At 72.1% G+C, this 19,952-nt stretch carries 15 protein-coding genes and 1 rRNA gene; 7 read left to right on the top strand and 9 right to left on the bottom strand.

Going from position 1 to position 19,952, the window contains the following annotated elements:
* Window positions 1-70 precede the first annotated feature (70 nt).
* On the bottom strand, window positions 71-2,932 hold the full coding sequence (gene secA / locus AB0K80_RS06995; RefSeq protein WP_365666669.1) for a preprotein translocase subunit SecA: 2,862 nt from the start codon (window positions 2,930-2,932) through the stop codon (window positions 71-73).
* Window positions 2,933-3,212: 280 nt separating this feature from the next.
* On the opposite strand from secA, the gene AB0K80_RS06990 reads away from it, so the two are divergent.
* Both AB0K80_RS06990 and AB0K80_RS06985 read left to right on the top strand, forming a co-directional pair.
* Window positions 3,213-3,791 carry a GNAT family protein gene (locus tag AB0K80_RS06990; RefSeq protein ID WP_365666667.1) on the top strand — a complete coding sequence of 193 codons (579 nt, stop codon included), beginning with the start codon at window positions 3,213-3,215 and terminating at the stop codon, window positions 3,789-3,791.
* 36 nt (window positions 3,792-3,827) lie between these two features.
* Window positions 3,828-5,000, top strand: coding sequence for a crosslink repair DNA glycosylase YcaQ family protein (locus tag AB0K80_RS06985; protein ID WP_365666664.1), 1,173 nt, complete (start codon window positions 3,828-3,830; stop codon window positions 4,998-5,000).
* 16 nt (window positions 5,001-5,016) lie between these two features.
* Here AB0K80_RS06985 and AB0K80_RS06980 read toward each other — a convergent pair whose 3' ends face one another.
* The 7 genes from AB0K80_RS06980 to mtnA form a co-directional block, all read right to left on the bottom strand.
* Complete coding sequence (locus AB0K80_RS06980; RefSeq protein ID WP_365666661.1) at window positions 5,017-5,763, bottom strand: response regulator transcription factor; 747 nt, start codon at window positions 5,761-5,763, stop codon at window positions 5,017-5,019.
* Between the two features lie 203 nt (window positions 5,764-5,966).
* The gene (gene raiA / locus AB0K80_RS06975) at window positions 5,967-6,662 is read right to left on the bottom strand and encodes a ribosome-associated translation inhibitor RaiA (RefSeq protein WP_365666659.1); all 696 of its coding nucleotides are present in this window, start codon (window positions 6,660-6,662) and stop codon (window positions 5,967-5,969) included.
* Between the two features lie 313 nt (window positions 6,663-6,975).
* Window positions 6,976-7,929 carry a ComF family protein gene (locus tag AB0K80_RS06970; protein WP_365666656.1) on the bottom strand — a complete coding sequence of 318 codons (954 nt, stop codon included), beginning with the start codon at window positions 7,927-7,929 and terminating at the stop codon, window positions 6,976-6,978.
* A gap of 181 nt (window positions 7,930-8,110) precedes the next feature.
* Complete coding sequence (locus AB0K80_RS06965; RefSeq protein ID WP_365666654.1) at window positions 8,111-9,943, bottom strand: LpqB family beta-propeller domain-containing protein; 1,833 nt, start codon at window positions 9,941-9,943, stop codon at window positions 8,111-8,113.
* Window positions 9,933-12,050, bottom strand: a complete 2,118-nt coding sequence (gene mtrB / locus AB0K80_RS06960; RefSeq protein WP_365666652.1) for an MtrAB system histidine kinase MtrB — start codon at window positions 12,048-12,050, stop codon at window positions 9,933-9,935. Before mtrB ends, AB0K80_RS06965 begins: the two co-directional genes overlap by 11 nt.
* Before the next feature lies 1 nt (window position 12,051).
* Window positions 12,052-12,741 carry a two-component system response regulator MtrA gene (mtrA, locus tag AB0K80_RS06955; RefSeq protein ID WP_365666649.1) on the bottom strand — a complete coding sequence of 230 codons (690 nt, stop codon included), beginning with the start codon at window positions 12,739-12,741 and terminating at the stop codon, window positions 12,052-12,054.
* A 142-nt stretch (window positions 12,742-12,883) separates the two neighbouring features.
* Window positions 12,884-14,032, bottom strand: a complete 1,149-nt coding sequence (gene mtnA, locus AB0K80_RS06950; RefSeq protein ID WP_365666647.1) for an S-methyl-5-thioribose-1-phosphate isomerase — start codon at window positions 14,030-14,032, stop codon at window positions 12,884-12,886.
* A gap of 140 nt (window positions 14,033-14,172) precedes the next feature.
* Between mtnA and AB0K80_RS06945 the strand changes: the two genes are divergently transcribed.
* The 5 genes from AB0K80_RS06945 to AB0K80_RS06925 are packed head-to-tail and all read left to right on the top strand — an operon-like array spanning window position 14,173 to window position 19,780.
* On the top strand, window positions 14,173-15,528 hold the full coding sequence (locus AB0K80_RS06945; protein WP_365666646.1) for a glycerophosphoryl diester phosphodiesterase membrane domain-containing protein: 1,356 nt from the start codon (window positions 14,173-14,175) through the stop codon (window positions 15,526-15,528).
* 58 nt (window positions 15,529-15,586) lie between these two features.
* Window positions 15,587-16,291, top strand: a complete 705-nt coding sequence (locus AB0K80_RS06940; RefSeq protein WP_365667290.1) for a DUF4129 domain-containing protein — start codon at window positions 15,587-15,589, stop codon at window positions 16,289-16,291.
* Entirely contained in the window at window positions 16,288-17,481 is a 1,194-nt protein-coding gene (locus tag AB0K80_RS06935; protein WP_365666644.1) for a DUF4350 domain-containing protein, read from the top strand. The genes AB0K80_RS06940 and AB0K80_RS06935 overlap by 4 nt, the downstream gene beginning before the upstream one ends.
* Complete coding sequence (locus tag AB0K80_RS06930; RefSeq protein WP_365666643.1) at window positions 17,481-18,470, top strand: MoxR family ATPase; 990 nt, start codon at window positions 17,481-17,483, stop codon at window positions 18,468-18,470. Before AB0K80_RS06935 ends, AB0K80_RS06930 begins: the two co-directional genes overlap by 1 nt.
* Complete coding sequence (locus AB0K80_RS06925; protein WP_365666640.1) at window positions 18,470-19,780, top strand: DUF58 domain-containing protein; 1,311 nt, start codon at window positions 18,470-18,472, stop codon at window positions 19,778-19,780. Before AB0K80_RS06930 ends, AB0K80_RS06925 begins: the two co-directional genes overlap by 1 nt.
* An 81-nt stretch (window positions 19,781-19,861) precedes the next feature.
* On the opposite strand, the gene rrf is transcribed toward AB0K80_RS06925, so the two are convergent.
* Window positions 19,862-19,952: ribosomal RNA gene (gene rrf / locus AB0K80_RS06920) — 5S ribosomal RNA — on the bottom strand; the annotation flags it as partial.

The raw sequence follows: 19,952 nt of genomic DNA, 5'->3' as shown, positions 1-19,952 counted from the left end.
GCACACACAAGGGCCGGGCACCTGGAGGTGCCCGGCCCTTCCTCACACGCGGCTCCGCGCGGAGCTCACGTCACTTCTTGCGGCGCCGCCCGCCCTTGGCCTGCTTGCGGCGCTCCGCCCGCGTGAGGCCGTCGGCCGGGGAACGCACCGGCTCGTCGTCGGCGTGGATGTCACGCTCGATGACACCGCCCTCGCCGTCCACGGTCGGCGCGACGAAGTGCAGATCCCGCCGCTGCGGGGCGTCGAGCCCCTTGGCGCGGATCTCCGGGCGGGCGTTGGCCTGCGCCGGCACGGTGTCGTGCTTCTCGAGGTCGGCCACCGGCTTGGTGTCCTCGACGGGGACCTCCTCGACCTGCTGCTCGACCTGCACCTCCAGGTTGAACAGGTAGCCGACGGACTCCTCCTTGATGCCCTCCATCATGGCCTGGAACATGTCGAAGCCCTCGCGCTGGTACTCGACCAGCGGGTCCTTCTGGGCCATGGCCCGCAGGCCGATGCCCTCCTGGAGGTAGTCCATCTCGTACAGGTGCTCACGCCACTTGCGGTCCAGGACCGACAGCACGACCCGGCGCTCCAGCTCACGCATGATCTCGGAGCCGAGCTGCGCCTCACGCGCCGCGTACTGATCGTGGATGTCGTCCTTGATGGACTCCGCGATGAACTCGGCGGTCAGCCCGGCCCGGTCGCCGGCCGCCTCCTCCAGCTCCTCGATGGTCACCTTGCACGGGTAGAGCTGCCGGAAGGCGCCCCACAGCCGGTCCAGGTCCCAGTCCTCGGGGAATCCCTCGGAGGTCTCCGCCTGCACGTAGGCGTCGATGGTGTCGTCCATGAAGTGCTGGATCTGCTCGTGCAGGTCCTCACCCTCCAGGACGCGCCGGCGCTCGCCGTAGATGACCTCGCGCTGCCGGTTGAGGACCTCGTCGTACTTCAGGACGTTCTTACGGGTCTCGAAGTTCTGCGTCTCGACCTGCGACTGGGCGGACGCGATCGCGCGCGTGACCATCTTGTTCTCGATCGGCACGTCGTCGGGGACGTTCGCCATCGACATCACGCGCTCGACCATCTGCGCCTTGAACAGCCGCATCAGGTCGTCGCCGAGGGAGAGGTAGAAGCGGGACTCACCGGGGTCGCCCTGACGGCCGGAACGGCCGCGCAGCTGGTTGTCGATCCGCCGCGACTCGTGCCGCTCGGTGCCGAGCACGTAGAGGCCGCCGAGCTTCTCGACCTCCTCCTTCTCGGCCTTGACCGCCGCCTCGGCCCGCTTGAGCGCCTCGGGCAGGGCCGCGGCCCACTCCTCGATGTGCTCCTCCGGGTCGAGGCCGCGCTGGCGCAGCTCCGCCTCCGCGAGGTCCTCGGGGTTGCCGCCGAGCTTGATGTCCGTACCACGGCCGGCCATGTTGGTGGCGACCGTGACGGCGCCCTTGCGGCCGGCCTGGGCGACGATCTGCGCCTCGCGCTCGTGGTGCTTGGCGTTGAGCACCTCGTGCTGGATGCCGCGCTTGCTCAGCTGCTGGGACAGGTACTCCGACTTCTCCACGGAGGTCGTGCCGACGAGGATCGGCTGGCCCTTGCGGTGCTTCTCCTCGATGTCGTCGACGACCGCCTCGAACTTGGCGACCTCGGTGCGGTAGATGAGGTCCGGGTTGTCCTTGCGGATCATCGGCCGGTTGGTCGGGATGGGGACCACGCCGAGCTTGTAGATCTGGTGGAACTCGGCGGCCTCGGTCATCGCCGTACCGGTCATGCCGGAGAGCTTCTTGTACAGGCGGAAGAAGTTCTGAAGGGTGATCGTGGCGAGCGTCTGGTTCTCGTCCTTGATCTCCACCCCTTCCTTCGCCTCGATCGCCTGGTGCATGCCCTCGTTGTAGCGGCGGCCGGCGAGGATACGGCCGGTGTGCTCGTCGACGATCATGACCTCGCCGTCGATGACGACGTAGTCCTTGTCCCGCTTGAAAAGCTCCTTGGCCTTGATGGCGTTGTTCAGGTAGCCCACGAGCGGGGTGTTCACCGACTCGTACAGGTTGTCGATGCCCAGCCAGTCCTCGACCTTCTGGACGCCGGACTCGTGGATGGCGACGGTGCGCTTCTTCTCGTCGACGTCGTAGTCGCCGGTCTCCTCGATGCCCTTGAGCGGGTTGCCGGGCTCGCCGCGCTTGAGCCGCTTGACCAGCTTGGCGAAGTCGCCGTACCACTTGGTGGCCTGGTCGGCCGGACCGGAGATGATCAGCGGCGTGCGGGCCTCGTCGATGAGGATGGAGTCGACCTCGTCGACGATGGCGAAGTTGTGGCCGCGCTGGACGAGCTCGTCCTTGGACCACGCCATGTTGTCGCGCAGGTAGTCGAAGCCGAACTCGTTGTTCGTGCCGTACGTGATGTCGCAGGCGTACTGCTCGCGGCGCTGGGCCGGCGTCATGCTGCCGAGGATGCAGCCGACGGACAGGCCGAGGAACCGGTGGACGCGGCCCATCATCTCGGAGTCGCGCTCGGCCAGGTAGTCGTTGACCGTGACGATGTGCACGCCCCGCCCGGACAGCGCGTTCAGGTACGCGGGCAGGGTGCCGACCAGGGTCTTGCCCTCACCGGTCTTCATCTCGGCGACATAACCCATGTGCAGGGCGGCGCCGCCCATCATCTGGACGTCGTAGTGGCGCTGGCCGAGGACGCGCTTGGCGGCCTCGCGGACGGTCGCGAACGCCTCCGGGAGCAGGTCGTCGAGGGTCTTGTCGATGACCTCGTCGTGCTTGGACTCGTCGGGCTCCGCGGCGAGAGCCTCGGCGATCCGCTCCTTGTACTCATCGGTGAGGGCCCGCAGCTCGGCGTCGGAGAGGTCGACGAAGTCCTCTTCGATGGAGTTGACCTGGTCCGCGATGCGGTGCAGCTTGCGCAGGATCTTGCCTTCGCCTGCACGCATGATCTTCGAGAGGACGGACACGGGGGTTGGTCTCCTTGCCGGTCGGGCCTGGGACGGTCGGTTACCACTTGACTCACTGAGCAACGGCCATCGTATGCGAGGACCCCGCCACGCCGGGAGCCTGCCGTGAGCGGTGACCGTCCGCTGCGTCATTTCTCTTTTCACGTCTGCTTCGAAGGGACAACGTCCGGCCCCCTCGGATGGTGCCGCATCCCGCCGCCGATTCGCACGATCCGCGACCGCGCCCTCACAGCCGGCGCAGGAATGGTCCCGTCCCGCTCTCCTCGAGCAGAATCGGCCGATGGACCCCGTCACGCTCACCACCGACCGCCTGGTGCTCCGCGCGGTCGGCCCCCAGGACACCGGCTCCGTCCACACGGCCGCCCAGGACCCCGACATCCAGCGCTGGACCACCATCCCCTCGCCGTACCTCCCGGAGCACGCGCGCGCCTTCACCGAACAGCAGGTCCCCGACGGCTGGGCGCGGGGCACGGAGTTCACCTTCGGCGTCTTCCTGCGCTCCGGGGAGGGCGCAGAACTGGCGGGCGTGATCGGCCTGATGGCGCGCTCGGCGGGCGTCGCGGAGATCGGCTTCTGGGCCGTGAAGGAACACCGCGGCCACGGCTACATCACGGAGGCCGTCCTCGCCGCCTGCCGCTGGGCCTTCACACACGCCTCGATCGACCGCGTCGAATGGCGTGCGGAGGTCGGCAACCAGGCCTCCCGCGCGGTGGCGGAACGCGCGGGCTTCACCCTGGAGGGCACGTTGCGCTCCGCGCTCGACAACAAGGGAGTCCGCCGCGACTGCTGGGTGGGCTCTCTCCTCCCCTCGGACCTGGGCCTGCCCTCGACGGCTCCCTACCTGCCCGCCCGGGGGTAGCCGGACTGTCAGTCCCACCCCCTATCGTGCGATGCCATGACGACCCCGCGCCCCACCGCAGAACTCTCCGCACACGAGGCCCGCCGCATCGCCCTGCGGGCCCAGGGCTTTCTCGGCGCCCCCGACCGCCGCGCCGGCGTCCGAGGCGTCCTGCGCCACCTGGGTGCGATACAGCTCGACACCATCTCCGTCCTGGCCCGCTCCCACGAGCTGGTCCCCTACGCCCGCCTCGGCGCGGTGGGCCGCAAGACCGTCGAGCACGCCTACTGGCGCGACACGCACGCCTTCGAGTACTGGTCCCACGCCGCCTGCATCCTGCCCATCGAGGAGTGGCCCCACTTCGCCTTCCGCCGCCGCGCCTACCGCGACCGCCCGCACTGGCACCACGAGCTCCCCGAGGGCGTCTACGACCAGGTCATCAAGCAACTGCGCACCGAGGGCCCGCTCACGGCCACGGAGCTGGGCGGCGCGAAGAAGACGAACGACTGGTGGGACTGGTCGGGCACGAAGGTCGCCGTGGAGCGCGCGCTGATGTACGGCGAGGTCGTCTGCGTGGAGCGCCGCGGCTGGAAGCGGGTGTACGACCTGGCCGAACGCGCCGTCCCGCAGGAGCTGCTGCACGACGAGCTGGACGACGCCGAGTGCCTGCGCCGCCTGGTCCGCCTGGCGGGACAGGCGCTGGGCGTCGGCACCCGCGCGGACATCGCCGACTACCACCGCCTCAAGGGCGAGCAGGTCGACGCGGTGATCGACGACTCCGGCCTGGTGCCGGTCACGGTCGAGGGCTGGGGCAGGCCGGCCTGGGCCGACCCCGCCGCCCTGGAGACATCCCCGCGCGGCCGCCACCGCACCACGCTGCTGTCCCCCTTCGACTCCCTGATCTGGGAGCGGGCCCGCACGGAGCGGATCTTCGGCTTCAGCCACCGCCTGGAGGCCTACGTCCCCAAGCACAAGCGCGTCTACGGCTACTTCGCGATGCCGGTCCTGGCCGGCGGCCACCTGGTCGGCCGCGTGGACCCGGCCCGCGAGGGCCGGACCCTGGTGGCCAGGCAGGTCACGCTGGACGGCCCCAAAGCGGTCCCGGCCGTGGCGCAGGCCCTGGTCGAGGCGGCGAGCTGGGTGGACTGCACGGACGTCCGCGTCGAGCGCGTCGACGCGCCGGACCTGCGCGAGCCCCTCGTCAGGGAACTGGCCCGCGCGACCGCCTGACCGTCACCGGCGGCCCTCACCTGATCTCGAGGATCTTCTCCCGCATCGCGTAGACCACCGCCTCCATCCTGGAGTGCAGCTGGAGCTTCTCCAGGATGTTGCGCACGTGGTTCTTCACGGTGTTCTCGGAGATGAACAACTCCTTGGCGATGTCCCGGTTGTTCATCCCGGTGGCGACGAGCTTGAGCACCTCCAGCTCACGGTCCGTCAGGCGCGGCGCGGGCACGAGCCGGCGCTCGTCGGTCTTCTGGATCATCGACTTGAACTCGGTGAGCAGTTTCGACGCCATGGACGGGCTGATCTGCGACTGCCCGTCCGCGACCGCGCGAATGGCGGTAGCCACCTCGTCGGTGGAGATCTCCTTGAGCAGATATCCGGTCGCGCCCGCCTTGATCGCGTCGTAGAGGTCGGCTTCCTCGTCGCTGATCGTCAGCATGATGATCTTGGCGCTGGGTGCCACCTCCTTGATGGAGGTGCACGCCTCGATCCCGCCCCGCTTGGGCATCCGTACGTCCATCAGGACGATGTCCGGCAGCAGGTCGGCGGCCTTCTCCACGGCCTCGGCCCCGTCGCCCGCCTCGCCCACGACCTGGATGTCCTCCTCGGCCGCGAGCACGATCTCCAGGCCACGGCGGAACAGCGCGTGGTCGTCCACGACCAGCACTCTGATCGGCTCTCTGCGTTCCGAGCCCGCCTCCGGGCCCATGCCGACGACGCCGTCGTCGGCATCCTCGTCACGCATCGGTCCGAAGCTGTCCGCCATCGTTCCTCCCCCTGAGGCTGTGGCCTGTGGTCCTGAGCCATCGCCAACCCAAGGCAACGGCCCACCGGTTGGACCGTCCGGCCATGATTTCATGCCCGGATGGCACCGGGGCGACGGTGCGGGGCGCGAAGTGGTCGCACGCCGGTGCCCCTGGGGGCGCACGAGCGCTCCAGGGGCACCGGCTGTGCTGTCACGCGGCACGGTCAGCCGCCGAGCGCACCGCCCGCCTCGGGGGAGTGCGCGTGGGTGACCATCGTGTCCGTCCTGAGGTGGATCACGCCGTAGTCGTAGGCGTGCCGTCGGTAGACGACACTGGGTTCCTTCGTCTCTGAGTCGACGAAGAGGTAGAAGTCGTGCCCGACCAGTTCCATCTCGTAGAGCGCCTGGTCGAGGGTCATCGGGGCTGCGACGTGAGTCTTCTCGCGGACGACGAGGGGGCCTTCACCCTTGATCTCCAGGGAGCCGATCTTCTTCGTGGGGACGGCTTCCTGCTCCTCCTCCCGAGGAGCGGCCAGCTCCATCCCGTTGAGCGTTGCCGCGCCCGGGACGTGGTCGGCGACCTCCGAGGCCGGGATCCGGCGCGCGCCACGGCGCGAGAACCGCTTGTCGTGTTGCCTGCGCAGCCGGGCTTCCAGCTTCTCCGCCGCCAGGTCGAGCGCCGCGTACGGATCGCTTGCCGCTGCCTCCGCCCGGATCACCGGCCCGCGGGAGCGGAGCGTGATCTCCACTCGGTCACTGCGGTCGGCCTGTCGGGGGTTGGGCTCCTTGGACACCTCGACGTCGAGGCTGATCACCTTGCCATCGAGCTTCTGGATCTTCTCCAGCTTCAGCTTCTCGGCCACGTGCTTCCGGAACCGCTCGGGCACCTCGGTCTTGCGGCCCTTGACGACGATGTCCACGCAGAACTCCGTTCCCGGATCACTCCGCATCGGTGGCGGAGCATCTCCCTTTCGCACCAGATTCCGGTCAGCCCCGGAACCTCGGACTCGGTGACTCCCCACCTCCTCCCCCATGGGCGAGATCTCCACTCCACCGGCGCGGGTGATTGCACAAAACCCGCGGCACGGCATTCCGAAGTGAGAGGTGTGGCCTGCGGCTTTCCCTCACAACCGAACATATCTCGCCCGGACGGAAGTCGTCACCCTCTACTGCGGCGTACCTCCGATCAGGTGAATTGGCCGTCTCATAACCTGCAACGACCCACGTTCTCAGTCAGTTCCGGTTCATTTCGAAAGAGTCCGGTGAAGACGCGATCACAGCTGCGCAGATCACGTCACCGGCGGGGTACGCGCCCGCCGGTCCCGGCCGTCCGGCCCGCCGGACCGCTCTCTCTCGCCTTGATCCGTCGTGTCGTTCCTCTCTGCCTTCCCCTGTCTCACCCAGGTACACGGACTCGGTCACCGCACCATTCGAAACCGGCCCCGCTCCGCCCCCGTCGGCCACCCGTCCCCGCGGATCCAGCCGCGCCGCCCGCCCGCCCTCGCTCACCGATCGCCCTTCCCGCAGCACAGCCCGCACGGCGCGGGCCGCCTCCGCCAGCGACGCCCCCGTGGTCATCAGATCGTCGACCAGCACGATCCGGCCGTCCCGCAGCAGCCGGGCACAGCCGGGCGCCACCGCCAGCGCGCCCGCCAGATTGGCCAGCCGCTGACGGGAGTTGAGCCCCGCCTGGTCGGCAACGGCCCGCCGCTGCCGCAGCACGGTCAGCACCCGCGCGGGCACCCCGCCGCGCCGCAGCTCACCCGCCGCCGCCAGGGCGATCCGCCGCGCCGGGTCATGCCCCCGGGCCCGCACCGCCCTGCGCGCCGACGGCACCGGAACGAGCAGCACGGGCACCCGCGCACCCGCCGTGCGACGCACCGCCACGCCTCGCTCCCCGAGCCCCGTGCGCACCGCTGACGCCAGAGCCGCCCCGAGGGGGCCGGACAGGGCCAGCGCACCCCGTTCCTTGTGGGCCAGCAGCACCGCCCGCGTCTCGTCCGCGTACCGGGCCGCCGCGTACACCGCCGGCAGCCCGCGCGGCTCCGGAACCGGCCGCACCCGGCGCGGCACGGCCCCGCTCAGGACGTCCCGGCACCGCGGGCAGAGCACCGCACGAGCCCTGCCGCACCCCGCGCACTCGGCCGGCAGCACCAGGTCGGTCAGCTCCTGCCACCACCCCCGCATGGCCACCACTGTGCCCCCACCGGCCCCGCCCGGCCACCCCTGTGGAAAACCGTCTGTGGAAAACCGCCGCCCCTTCCCCCACGCGGATGAGCACCCCGACCGAACGCCAGAAGCGGCCGCCCCGCCGGGATCTCACCCCGGCGGAAGCAGCCGCTCCCGGACCACTGCTCGAAGGCACCGCTCACCGCGGATAGACCGGCGCCGTCCCCTTCGTCACCTTCTGCCACTGCGCGCCGGACGGCAGCCGTACGATCCCGTCCGCCGAGTACGCCACCAGCGGCAACCCGTCGTCCCCGGAGGCGGTGACCTCCTTCACGCTGCTCAGGGCCGCCGGAGCCGGCACCTCCGGGGTCGACCCGTCCACCTGCACGTACCGCATCTGCTCCACCCCCCGGTGCTCGCTGCCGACCACCACGAGCCGGCTGTCGCCGGCCCACGACATGGCGGTGACCTGCTCCAGCTCCGGCGTGGCGGACCGCGGATCGACCACGGTGACGTCCGGCCTGCCGTCCGGCTTGTGGGCCCGCCTGATCAGCCCGATGACGAGGGACCGCTTGCCGTCGTCCTCCACGACCAGCGCGATGCGCACCCCGTCGGCGGCCACGCGTACGTCCTCGACCCGCCCCTTCAGGCCCGGTACGCGCACCTGAATCGGCTCTCCCTCACCCCGCTCCAGCAGGAGCAGCCGGGGATCTTGGGGATTGCGGTCGGCCACCCAGACATCGCCCTGCGGGTCCCAGCTGGGCGTCGAGAGCCGGTCGTCCTCGCTCCTGCCCCGGCTGCTCAGTACGGAATCCTCAAGGGCACCGTCCTTCACCAGCGGCTCGACGTACAGCTTGGCGCCGTCGAGGCTCACCCCGGCCGCCGTGTGCTCGTCCCGCGAGACGGCCACCGAGCGCAGCGCGGCGCGCCCGTCGCCCAGGGGCCCGGGCACCGGGTCCGCCTCCGTGCTGTCGCTGTCCGCCGGGATGCGCACCAGCCGGTGCTTGGGGTCGAGCCAGTACAGGTACTCGGGGTGCTGCACCGACCCGCGGGCGGCCACCGAGGCGGTCCGCGCCTCGGTGAGCGAGCACAGCTGCGCCCCGCCCGCCCGCAGGTCGACCTCGTCGACCGCGGGCGGCAGGCCGCGCAGCGTGAACAGCAGCTGGGCGGCCATCTCGTGGCACTGTTCGGTGCCGACACCGGCCGCCTTGCCGTTGAGGGGCACGGTCAGCTTGCTCCGCTCGTCGAGCGTCAGCGAGGTGACGCCCTTCGCCAGTGCCGTACCGGCGGGGAAGCTCGACCGGACCGCGGACCCGAGCCGCCTTGTGGGCCCGTTGAGGAGGGAGCGCACGACCTGCATCATCGGGTCGACCCGCTCGCGTACGTACACCGGATCGGCGACCGCCACGGGCTGCGCCATCGTGCCGCCCGTCGCGCTGTCGGAGGCGAAGTAGTACTTGTTGACGGACGTGTAGTTGCGCTGGAAGTCCGTCTTCCCCATGACGATGCCCTGCGGCAGCGCGTCGATCCGCCACTGGCGGGTCTTCTTGTCCCGCGTGAGGTGCATGTTGCTGCTGTAGGAGCCCGTGGCGGGGGCGTACGCCTGCTGCGCGTCGACCGTGGCCACCCTGGTCCCCGTCAGCGTGAACGAGTACTCGTCGGAGTCCTCCCGGGTCCCCGGGCTGTCGGCCTCGGTGCTCGGGCCGTCCGTCAGCACCGTGGTGGACAGCTCCGGCCGCCACGCCTTGGCGGCCGCCGGCGTCAGGTACTGCCGTGCCGTCCGGTAGTCCGGATCGTCGCTGGTCAGCGCCTCCAGGAAGCCCTGCACGATCTGCTGGGGCTTGGCGTCCTCGCCGGGCGGAATGGCGAACACCCGCACCTGCGTGTCCTGCCGGGGCGTGGACTCGACACCCTGCAGATCCCCGCTGTCGGGCATCGAGGCGCACCCGGCCAGCAGTACGGCACCACAGGCGGCGTACGCCAGCGCGCGTGCCCGTGCCCGTCGGCGCGCCCCCTCCCGGTCAGCGCCCACGCGATGCCTCCCCATGCCTGTCCACGTCCCGGCGCCCGGTGTTCTCGTCGTCAGGCTCCGAGGCGCCGCCGGAGCCCTCCTGGGTCGGTTCGGAGCCCGTCGCCGCTGCAGCAGCCCCGGACGGGTCGTCCGGCCGCCGGGCGCCCGAGACCGGGCGCGGCACCACGCGGGCGCCGTTGCCGGGCAGCGCCGTCGGATCGGCCACGGGCGCGGCGGCCGCCGGGCGCGGCACGATCGGGTCCCGGGCCGCCCGCAGGGACCCGTGTCCGGACGGCTGCTGTGCCGGAACGGTCGCGGACTTCTCGCCCCCGCCCCGCGGCACACCGGCGTCGGTCAGGCCGCCGCGGTTGCGCCGCGAGTCCTTGGGCTCCAGCGGTATCGGGGAACCCCGCAGCGGCTCGTCCGCGGTCCTCGGCAGGGTCAGCCGGAACTGCGAGCCGCCGCCCGGCTCGCCCCACGCCTGCAGCCAGCCGCCGTGCAGCCGCGCGTCCTCCAGGGCGATCGACAACCCCAGGCCCGTACCGCCCGTGGTACGCGCGCGTGCCGGGTCGGCCCGCCAGAAGCGGCTGAAGACCCGGGTCGCCTCGCCCGGCTTGAGCCCGACCCCGTAGTCGCGCACCGCGACGGCGACCGCCCCGCCGGCCGCCGCGAGCTTGACGACGACGTCCCGTCCCTCGCCGTGCTCGACCGCGTTGACGACGAGGTTGCGCAGGATGCGCTCCACACGCCGGGCGTCGGCCTCGGCGACGATCGGCTGCTGGTCCCCCACGACCTTGATCTGCGTGCCCTTGCGCTCCGCGAGCGGCTCGGCCCCGCTGACCACCCGCCGCACGACGTCCCTGAGGTCGATCGGCTCGGCCTCCAGCGCCGCCGCGCCCGCGTCGAACCGGCTGATCTCCAGCAGGTCCGCGAGCAGCGACTCGAACCGGTCGAGCTGGTCGGCGAGCAGCTCCGCCGACCGCGCGGTCACCGGGTCGAAGTCCTCCCGCGCCTCGTGGATGACGTCCGCGGCCATCCGTACGGTCGTCAGCGGCGTACGCAGCTCGTGCGACACGTCGGAGACGAACCGGCGCTGCATCCGCGACAGGTCCTCCAGCTGGCTGATCTTCTGCTGCAGGTTCTGCGCCATCTTGTTGAAGGCCTCGCCGAGCCGCGCGATGTCGTCCTCGCCGGTGACCTTCATCCGCTCCTGGAGCTTGCCGGCGGACAGCCGCTCGGCGATCCCCGCGGCCATCCGCACCGGCGTGACGACCTGCCGTACGACGAGCCAGGCGATGGCCCCGAGCAGCACGACGACGAACAGCCCCGCGGTCGCCAGCGTGCCCTTGACCAGGCTCAGCGACTTCTCCTCCTGGCTGAGCGGGAAGAGGTAGTACAGCTCGTACCGGTCGCTGTTGGGGTCGCTGACCTGCTTGCCGATGACCAGCGCCGGCTGGGAGTCCTTGCCGTTGCTGTAGATGATCCGCGTGTAGCTCTGGGCCGCCACGGTGCTGTGGTTGACCTGCGCGCGCAGGGCTTTGGGGATGCTGGCCGTCGGATCGACGAACCCGGACGCGCGCGGCCCGCGCCCGCCGCCGCTCTCGTCGTCCGCGGGCAGGGTCACCACGTCGAAGGCGCCCTGGCCGCCGCTGGAGAGGGACTCGACGAGGTCGCTCAGCCACGTGTTGACGTTCTGCGCGGGCCGGCCGTCCACCGTGCTGCCGTCGTCGCCGGTGCCGCTCGCCGCCTCCTCGGCCTTCTGCACGGCCACCGCGAACCCGCCGGTGGCCTGGCTCTGGGACGCCTTCACCTTGGCGTCCAGCAGACCGTTGCGGACCTGCCCGATGACGACGAAGCCGAGCAGCAGCACCACGCCCAGCGACATCAGCAGCGTGGTGACGACGACCTTGAGCTGGATGTTGCGCCGCCACAGCCGCATGACGGGCAGCAGCGGCCGGCGCACCCACCGCACGAACAGGCGGATGACCGGACTGCCCTGGACCCCGCCCTGCAGCAGCCCGCTCTCCAGGAGCCGGGACCAGCGGGAACCCTGCGCCGTCCGGCCGACAGGCCGCTCCGCGCGGGCCCCGGACCGGCCGGGCGCCGAAGCGGCACTGTCCCCGGACACGTCAGCTCGGTCCTGCCTTGTAGCCGACACCACGGACGGTCACCACGATCTCGGGCTTCTCCGGGTCCTTCTCGACCTTGGAACGCAGCCGCTGCACATGCACGTTGACCAGGCGGGTGTCCGCCGCGTGGCGGTAGCCCCACACCTGCTCCAGCAGCACCTCGCGGGTGAACACCTGCCACGGCTTGCGCGCCAGCGCCACCAGCAGGTCGAACTCCAACGGCGTCAGCGCGATCGACTGCCCGTCCCGCTTCACGGAGTGACCGGCCACGTCGATGACGAGGTCACCGATGGACAGCTGCTCCGGCGCCGGCTCCTCCGACCTGCGCAGCCGCGCCCGGATACGGGCGACCAGCTCCTTCGGCTTGAACGGCTTGACGATGTAGTCGTCGGCACCCGACTCCAGGCCCACCACGACATCGACGGTGTCGCTCTTGGCCGTCAGCATCACGATCGGCACCCCGGACTCCGCCCTGATCAGGCGGCACACCTCGATGCCGTCCCGGCCGGGCAGCATCAGGTCGAGCAGCACCAGGTCGGGCTTGGTCTCCCGGAACGCGGCCAGCGCCTTGTCGCCGTCGGAGACGAAAGACGGCTCGAAACCCTCACCCCGCAGCACGATGCCGAGCATCTCGGCCAGTGCGCTGTCGTCGTCGACGACAAGGACTCGTCCCTTCATAAACGACATCATCCCATTCTCATAACGGTGGCGAAGGCAGTGGTGAGACACCTCACTGGCCAGTGACGATAGTCGTACGGCATCGCCACTGTCTGCCCTCGCCCGCAGCCGCGGGGACGGTCCGCCCTCGTCGCCGCCGGACGACGCCGCCGCGTCAACCGGACGTCACATGCCGTGACCGGGCGCACAGCTCGGCCAGCGCCTCGGCGGTCACCGGCGACACGGCGCCCTCCTCGGTGACGATCGCCGTCACCAGCTCCGGCGGGGTCACGTCGAACGCCGGGTTGTACGCCTGCGTCCCCAGCGGCGCCACCGGGATCCCGCCGACGGCCTCCGTACCGGCCATCGGCACCTGCGGCGCCATCACCTCGGTCACCTCGTGCCCGGGCCGCTGCTCCACCTCGATGGACGCCCCGTCGGGCGTGTCGGGGTCCACCGTCGTCACCGGCGCCACCACGATGAACGGCACATGGTGGTACCGCGCGAGCACCGCCAGCGGATAGCTCCCCACCTTGTTCGCCACCGAGCCGTCGGCCGCGATCCGGTCCGCCCCGATCAGCACCGCGTCCACCTCACCGGCCGCGAACAGCGAGCCCGCCGCGTTGTCGGTGAGCAGCGTGTACGCCATGCCGCTGCGCGCCGCCTCGTACGCCGTGAGGCGGGCGCCCTGGAGCAGCGGACGCGTCTCGTCGACCCACAGCCGCCGCAGCCGCCCGGCCCGGTGCGCGGCGAGCGCCACCGCGAACGCCGTGCCCTCACCGCCCGAGACCAGCGACCCGGTGTTGCAGTGGGTCAGGATCCGGTGCCCGCCGGCCGGCAGCAACTCGTCCAGCAGCGCCAGCCCGTGCTCGGCCATCCGGGCACTGGCCTCGGCGTCCTCGCGGTGCAGCTGCCGTGCCGCCTCCAGGGCGGCCCCGGCCGCCTGCCGGGGATCACCGCTCTTGGCCAGCGCCGTCTGGTAGGCGGAGTGAGCGCGGCGCACCCCGACGGCGAGGTTCACCGCGGTCGGGCGGGCGCCCGCCAGCGCGTCGGCGGCGTCGTCCACCTCGAACCCCCGCGCGGCGGCGAGCGCGACGCCGTACGCCCCCGCGATGCCGAGCAGGGGCGCCCCGCGCACGGCGAGCGACCTGATCGCCTCCACCAGCGCGGACGCATCCGTACAGACGAGTTCCACCTCCTCGGCCGGCAGCCTCGTCTGGTCGAGGAGAACCAGAACGGGACCCTCCGGGGGCTCTTCCCAGCGGATCGCCGGGAGGTCGGTCGGCCGCTTGTCCTCGCCGCTGTGCGCGTACTGATCAGCCATGCGGTCAGTCTGCCCCTTTTTCCGCGGACAATTGAAGGTACGCAGCGCCTACCTCGCCCGGTCCGCCCATGACCACCCCATGGCACGATGGCTGCCAACCTGCCGCCGCGACCGCGGACGGGCACCGTGAAGGAGCGACGATGAACGACACTCCGGGCTGGGCATCGCCCGGATCCGCCCCGTCCGACGGGCAGAACCCGGGCGTGTCCGGCCCTGCCGAGCCCGCCGACCGACCGGGCCGGCCGCCCTCGGACCAGCCGGACCAGTCCGGCCAGGCCCCGCAGGGCCCGGGCGTGAAGTGGTCCCAGGAGCAGCCGCCACCCGGCCAGTGGTCCGCGCCCACCGGCCCCACCGGCCCCGCGCCCGGCCAGGCCCCGCCGCCCCCACCGCCCGGCCCGGGCTGGGGCACCCAGCCACCCGCCGGCCCCGGAGGCTACGGCGGCCCCGGAGGCTACGGCGGCCCTGCCGGTCACGGCGCTTGGGGAGGCGGCTGGGGCGGACCCCCGCCCGCCGCCAAGCCCGGCGTCATCCCGCTCCGCCCGCTCGGCGTGGGCGAGATCCTCGACGGCGCCGTCTCCACCATGCGCACCTACTGGCGCACGGTCCTGGGCATCTCGCTGACCGTCGCCGTCCTCACCGAGGTCGTCGCCGTGCTGTTCCAGGGCCTCGTCCTGGACCAGACCCGCACCGACGCCCTGAACGACCCGAGCGCCAGCCTCGACGAACTCAGCCGCGCCATGGGCGACGCCCTGCTCAGCTCCGGTGCCGTCTTCCTGATCTCCCTCATCGGCACCGTGGTCGCGACCGCCCTGCTCACCACGGTCACCAGCCGCGCGGTGCTCGGCAAGTCGGTGACCCTCGGCGAGGCCTGGCGCGACGCCCGGCCCCGGATCCCCCGGCTGTTCGGGCTGATCTTCCTGCTGCTGCTCGTCGCCGCGGGCACCGTCGCCGCGGGCTCCCTGCCCGGCATCCTGGTGACCGTCGCGGGCGGCGGCGGAGCCGGTCTCGCCCTCGCCATCCTCGGCATGCTCGGCACCGGCGTCGTCGCGCTGTGGCTGATGATCCGCTTCTCGCTGGCCTCGCCCGCGCTGATGCTGGAGAAGCAGGGCATCACGAAGGCGATGAGCCGCTCCACGAAGCTGGTCCGCGGTTCCTGGTGGCGCATCTTCGGCATTCAGCTGCTCGCCACGTTCATCGCGAACATCGTCGCCTCGATCATCGTCATCCCGTTCACCTTCCTCGCCGCCGCCCTCAGCGGTGACGGCATCGCCGGATTCCTCAACGGCGCCGGCGACATCGGCTGGACGTTCCTCGTCGTCAGCGGCATCGGCTCGGTGATCGGCTCCACGATCACCTTCCCGATCACCGCGGGCGTCACCGTGCTCCTCTACATCGACCAGCGCATCCGCCGCGAGGCCCTCGACCTGGAGCTCGCCCGCGCCGCCGGCGTCCAGGGCTACGGCTCGGACGCCCCCGGCACCACCCCGAGGAGCTGATGGCGTGATCTCGGCGGGGGGAGTTCTCAGCACGGTGCCGGACATCGCCGTACGGGCGGTGCTGCGCACCGACGGCACCACCGTGCTGTCGCTGACCCGTTCGAGCGACGAGCCGCCCCTCACCCTCCCACGCGACCCCGCGCGGGAGGCGGCCCGGCGCGAACTGTCCAGGCGCATGTACCACGAGAACGACCCCAGCCTGTTCCAGCGCGCCCTCAACGCCTTCTGGGACTGGGTCGGCGACCTGCTCGACACCGCCTCCCACGCGGCCCCCGGCGGCACGTTCGGCCTGGTCGTCATCGTCCTGGCCGTCGTCGCGGTCCTGGGCGCCCTGTGGTGGCGCCTGGGCACCCCACGCCGCCAGCCCACCTCCGCCCCCGCCCTGTTCGACGACCGCCCCCGCAGCGCCGCCGAACACCGCGCGGCCGCCGAGGCACACGCCGCCCAGGGCCACTGGAGCCAGGCCCTCCAGGAACGCATGCGCGCCATCGTCCGCGCCCTGGAGGAACGCGCCCTGCTCGACGTCCGCCCCGGCCGCACCGCCGACGAGGCCGCCGCGGAGGCCGGCCACGCCCTGCCCGGCCACACCGACCGACTGCGCGCCGCCGCCCGGGACTTCGACGACGTCACATACGGCGGCCGGTCCGCGACCGAGCAGGCGTACCACCGCATCGCCGACCTCGACCGCGACCTGGAGCGGGCCAAGCCCCACCTGGCCACCGCCACCACCCACAGCACGACCCGCCAGGGAGCCGCCGGATGACCACCGAGGCCACCCTCCCCTCCACCTCGGCCTCGCCCACCGCCCGCCGGCTGTGGACCCGTGCGCGAGGCATCGTGCTCGCCCTCGTCCTGCTCCTCGTCGGGGCCGTCGCGATCGCGGTCGTCCGGTCCGACGCCCGCCACGGCGAACTCGACCCGCGCTCCGCCGACCCCTACGGCAGCCGCGCCGTCGCCCAACTCCTCGCCGACCGGGGCGTGGACACCCGCGTGGTCACCACCCTCGACCAGGCGGCCGCCGCGCCGGGCCATGACACCACCCTCCTGGTCGCCGTACCCGACCTCCTGACGCCCGCTCAGCAGTCCCGGCTGCGCTCGGCGTTCGCCGACTCCGGCGGCCGGACCGTTCTGGTCGCCGCCGGCAGCGCCTCCGTCGAACGCCTCGCCCCCGGCGTCACCGCCGACCCGGCCACCAGCCTCGACACGACCCTCTCCCCCGGCTGCGACCTGCCCGCCGCCCGACGCGCGGGCTCCGCCGACACCGGCGGCGTCCGCTACACCACCACCCACCTCGACGCCGACCAGTGCTACCGCAGCGAGCGCCTGGCCACCCTGCTGCGTCTCCCGGAGGCCTCCGGAGACGGTGACACCGTCGTCCTCGGCGCGCCCGACATCCTCCTCAACGACCGCCTCGACGAGCGGGGCAACGCCTCGCTCGCCCTCCAACTCCTCGGCTCCCGCCCCCATCTGGTCTGGTACCTCCCCTCACTCGCCGACGCCACGGCCCTCGACCGGGACGAACGCGGCTTGTTCGACCTGCTCCCGGCGGGCTGGCTCTGGGGCACGCTGCAACTGTTCATCGCGGCAGCCCTGGCCGCCCTGTGGCGGGCACGCAGGCTCGGCCCCCTCGTGCCCGAGAGACTCCCCGTCGCGATCCGCGCCTCCGAAACCGTCGAAGGCCGCGCCCGCCTCTACCGCAAGGCGGCCGCCCGCGACCGCGCGGCCGCCGCTCTGCGCTCCACCACCCGCACCCGCCTCGCCCCCCTCGTAGGCGTCCCCGTGGCCCAGGCGCACGCGCCCGAGGCCCTGCTCCCCGCCCTCTCCGCCCACCTGCACGACACCGGGCAGGACCTGCACACCCTCCTCTTCGGCCCGCCGCCCAGCGACGACGCGGCACTCATCGCACTCGCCGACCGACTCGACGCCCTCGAAAGAGAGGTACGCCGTCCATGATGGACCCGACCACTGACAACGCCGGGCAGACCGGGGACCCGGGCACCGCCCGAGCCTCCCTGGAGTCCCTGCGCGCCGAGATCGCCAAGGCCGTGGTCGGCCAGGACCCCGCGGTGACCGGCCTCGTCGTCGCCCTGCTCTGCCGCGGCCACGTCCTGCTCGAAGGCGTCCCCGGCGTCGCCAAGACCCTCCTGGTCCGCGCCCTCGCCGCCGCCCTCGAACTCGACACCAAGCGCGTCCAGTTCACCCCCGACCTGATGCCCAGCGACATCACGGGCTCCCTGGTCTACGACGCCCGCACCGCCGAGTTCTCCTTCCAGCCCGGCCCGGTCTTCACCCACCTCCTCCTCGCCGACGAGATCAACCGCACCCCGCCCAAGACCCAGTCGTCCCTCCTGGAGGCCATGGAGGAACGCCAGGTCACGGTCGACGGCACCCCACGCCGGCTCCCCGACCCGTTCCTGGTCGTCGCGACCCAGAACCCGGTCGAGTACGAGGGCACCTACCCCCTCCCCGAGGCCCAGCTGGACCGTTTCCTCCTCAAGCTCACCGTCCCGCTCCCCTCCCGCCAGGAGGAGATCGACGTCCTCACCCGTCACGCGGCAGGCTTCAACCCGCGCGACCTGCGCGCCGCCGGCGTACGCCCCGTCGCGACCGCGGCCGACCTGGAGGCAGCCCGCACGGCCGTCGCCAAGACGACGGTCTCCCCCGAGATCGCGGCCTACGTCGTGGACATCTGCCGCGCCACCCGCGAGTCGCCGTCCCTGACCCTCGGCGTGTCCCCCCGAGGCGCCACGGCCCTGCTGTCCACCGCCCGCGCCTGGGCCTGGCTGACCGGCCGTGACTACGTCACCCCGGACGACGTGAAAGCCCTGGCCCTGCCCACCCTGCGCCACCGCGTCCAGCTGCGCCCGGAGGCGGAGATGGAGGGCGTGACGACCGACTCCGTCATCAACGCCGTCCTGTCCCACGTCCCGGTTCCCCGCTGATGGCACTCACCGGACGCGCCGCGCTCCTCGCGGCCCTAGGCTCACTCCCCGTCGGTATCTGGGAACCCGGCTGGACGGGCATCCTGGCCGTCAACGCCCCGCTGGCCGTGGCATGCGCCTGCGACTTCGCCCTGGCGGCCCCCGTACGCCGCCTGGGCCTGACCCGCTCCGGCGACACCTCCGTCCGCCTCGGCGACACGGCGGACGTCACCCTCACCGTCACCAACCCGTCCCGCCGCCCGCTCCGCGCCCATCTGCGCGACGCCTGGCCCCCCAGCACCTGGCTGCCAGGCACGGAGACGGCGGCTTCCCGCCACCGCGTGACGGTCCCACCCGGCGAACGCCGCCGCGTCACCACCCGCCTGCGCCCGACCCGCCGAGGCGACCGCCAGGCCGACCGCGTGACGATCCGCTCGTACGGCCCACTCGGCCTGTTCACCCGCCAGGGCACCCACAAGGTGCCCTGGACGGTACGGGTCCTGCCGCCGTTCACCAGCCGCAAACACCTGCCCGCCAAACTGGCCCGCCTGCGCGAGCTGGACGGCCGCACCAGCGTCCTCACCCGCGGCGAGGGCACGGAGTTCGACAGCCTGCGCGAGTACGTCCCCGGCGACGACACCCGCTCCATCGACTGGCGCGCCACGGCCCGCCAGTCCACGGTCGCCGTCCGCACCTGGCGCCCCGAACGCGACCGCCACATCCTCCTGGTCCTCGACACGGGCCGCACCTCGGCGGGCCGCGTCGGCGACGCCCCCCGCCTGGACGCCTCCCTGGACGCGGCCCTGCTCCTGGCCGCCCTGGCCTCCCGCGCCGGCGACCGCGTCGACCTCCTCGCCTATGACCGCCGCATCCGCGCCCTCGTCCAAGGCCGCACGGCCGGCGACGTACTCCCGTCCCTGGTCAACGCGATGGCCACGCTCGAACCCGAGCTCGTCGAGACAGACGCCCGCGGCCTCACCGCCACAGCCCTGCGTACGGCCCCCCGCCGCTCCTTGATCGTGCTGCTCACCACCCTGGACGCGGCCCCCATCGAGGAGGGCCTGCTCCCTGTCCTCCCCCAGCTCACCCAGCGCCATACGGTCCTGCTGGCCTCGGTGGCAGACCCCCACATCGCTCGGATGGCCAAGGCACGCGGAAACACGGACGCCGTGTACGACGCTGCAGCCGCGGCTCAGGCCCAGACGGAGCGGCATCGCACAGCGGAGCAGCTCCGCCGCCACGGCGTCACGGTCGTGGACGCGACCCCCGAGGACCTCGCGCCGGCTCTGGCCGACGCGTATCTGGCCCTGAAAATGGCGGGACGTCTGTAGCAGGAAGGGGGCTCGGCCCCCTCATGCACCCTAAACGCAGAAAACCCCGCATCACATGGATGCGGGGTTTTCCCAAGAATTGTTCGGCGGCGTCCTACTCTCCCACAGGGTCCCCCCTGCAGTACCATCGGCGCTGTAAGGCTTAGCTTCCGGGTTCGGAATGTAACCGGGC

The sequence above is a fragment of the Streptomyces sp. NPDC052682 genome (assembly GCF_040678435.1).
In the GTDB taxonomy this organism is placed as follows: Bacteria; Actinomycetota; Actinomycetes; order Streptomycetales; family Streptomycetaceae; genus Streptomyces.
Note: the sequence above shows the minus strand (reverse complement) of the source record. Positions and strands in the feature narration are given on the sequence as shown.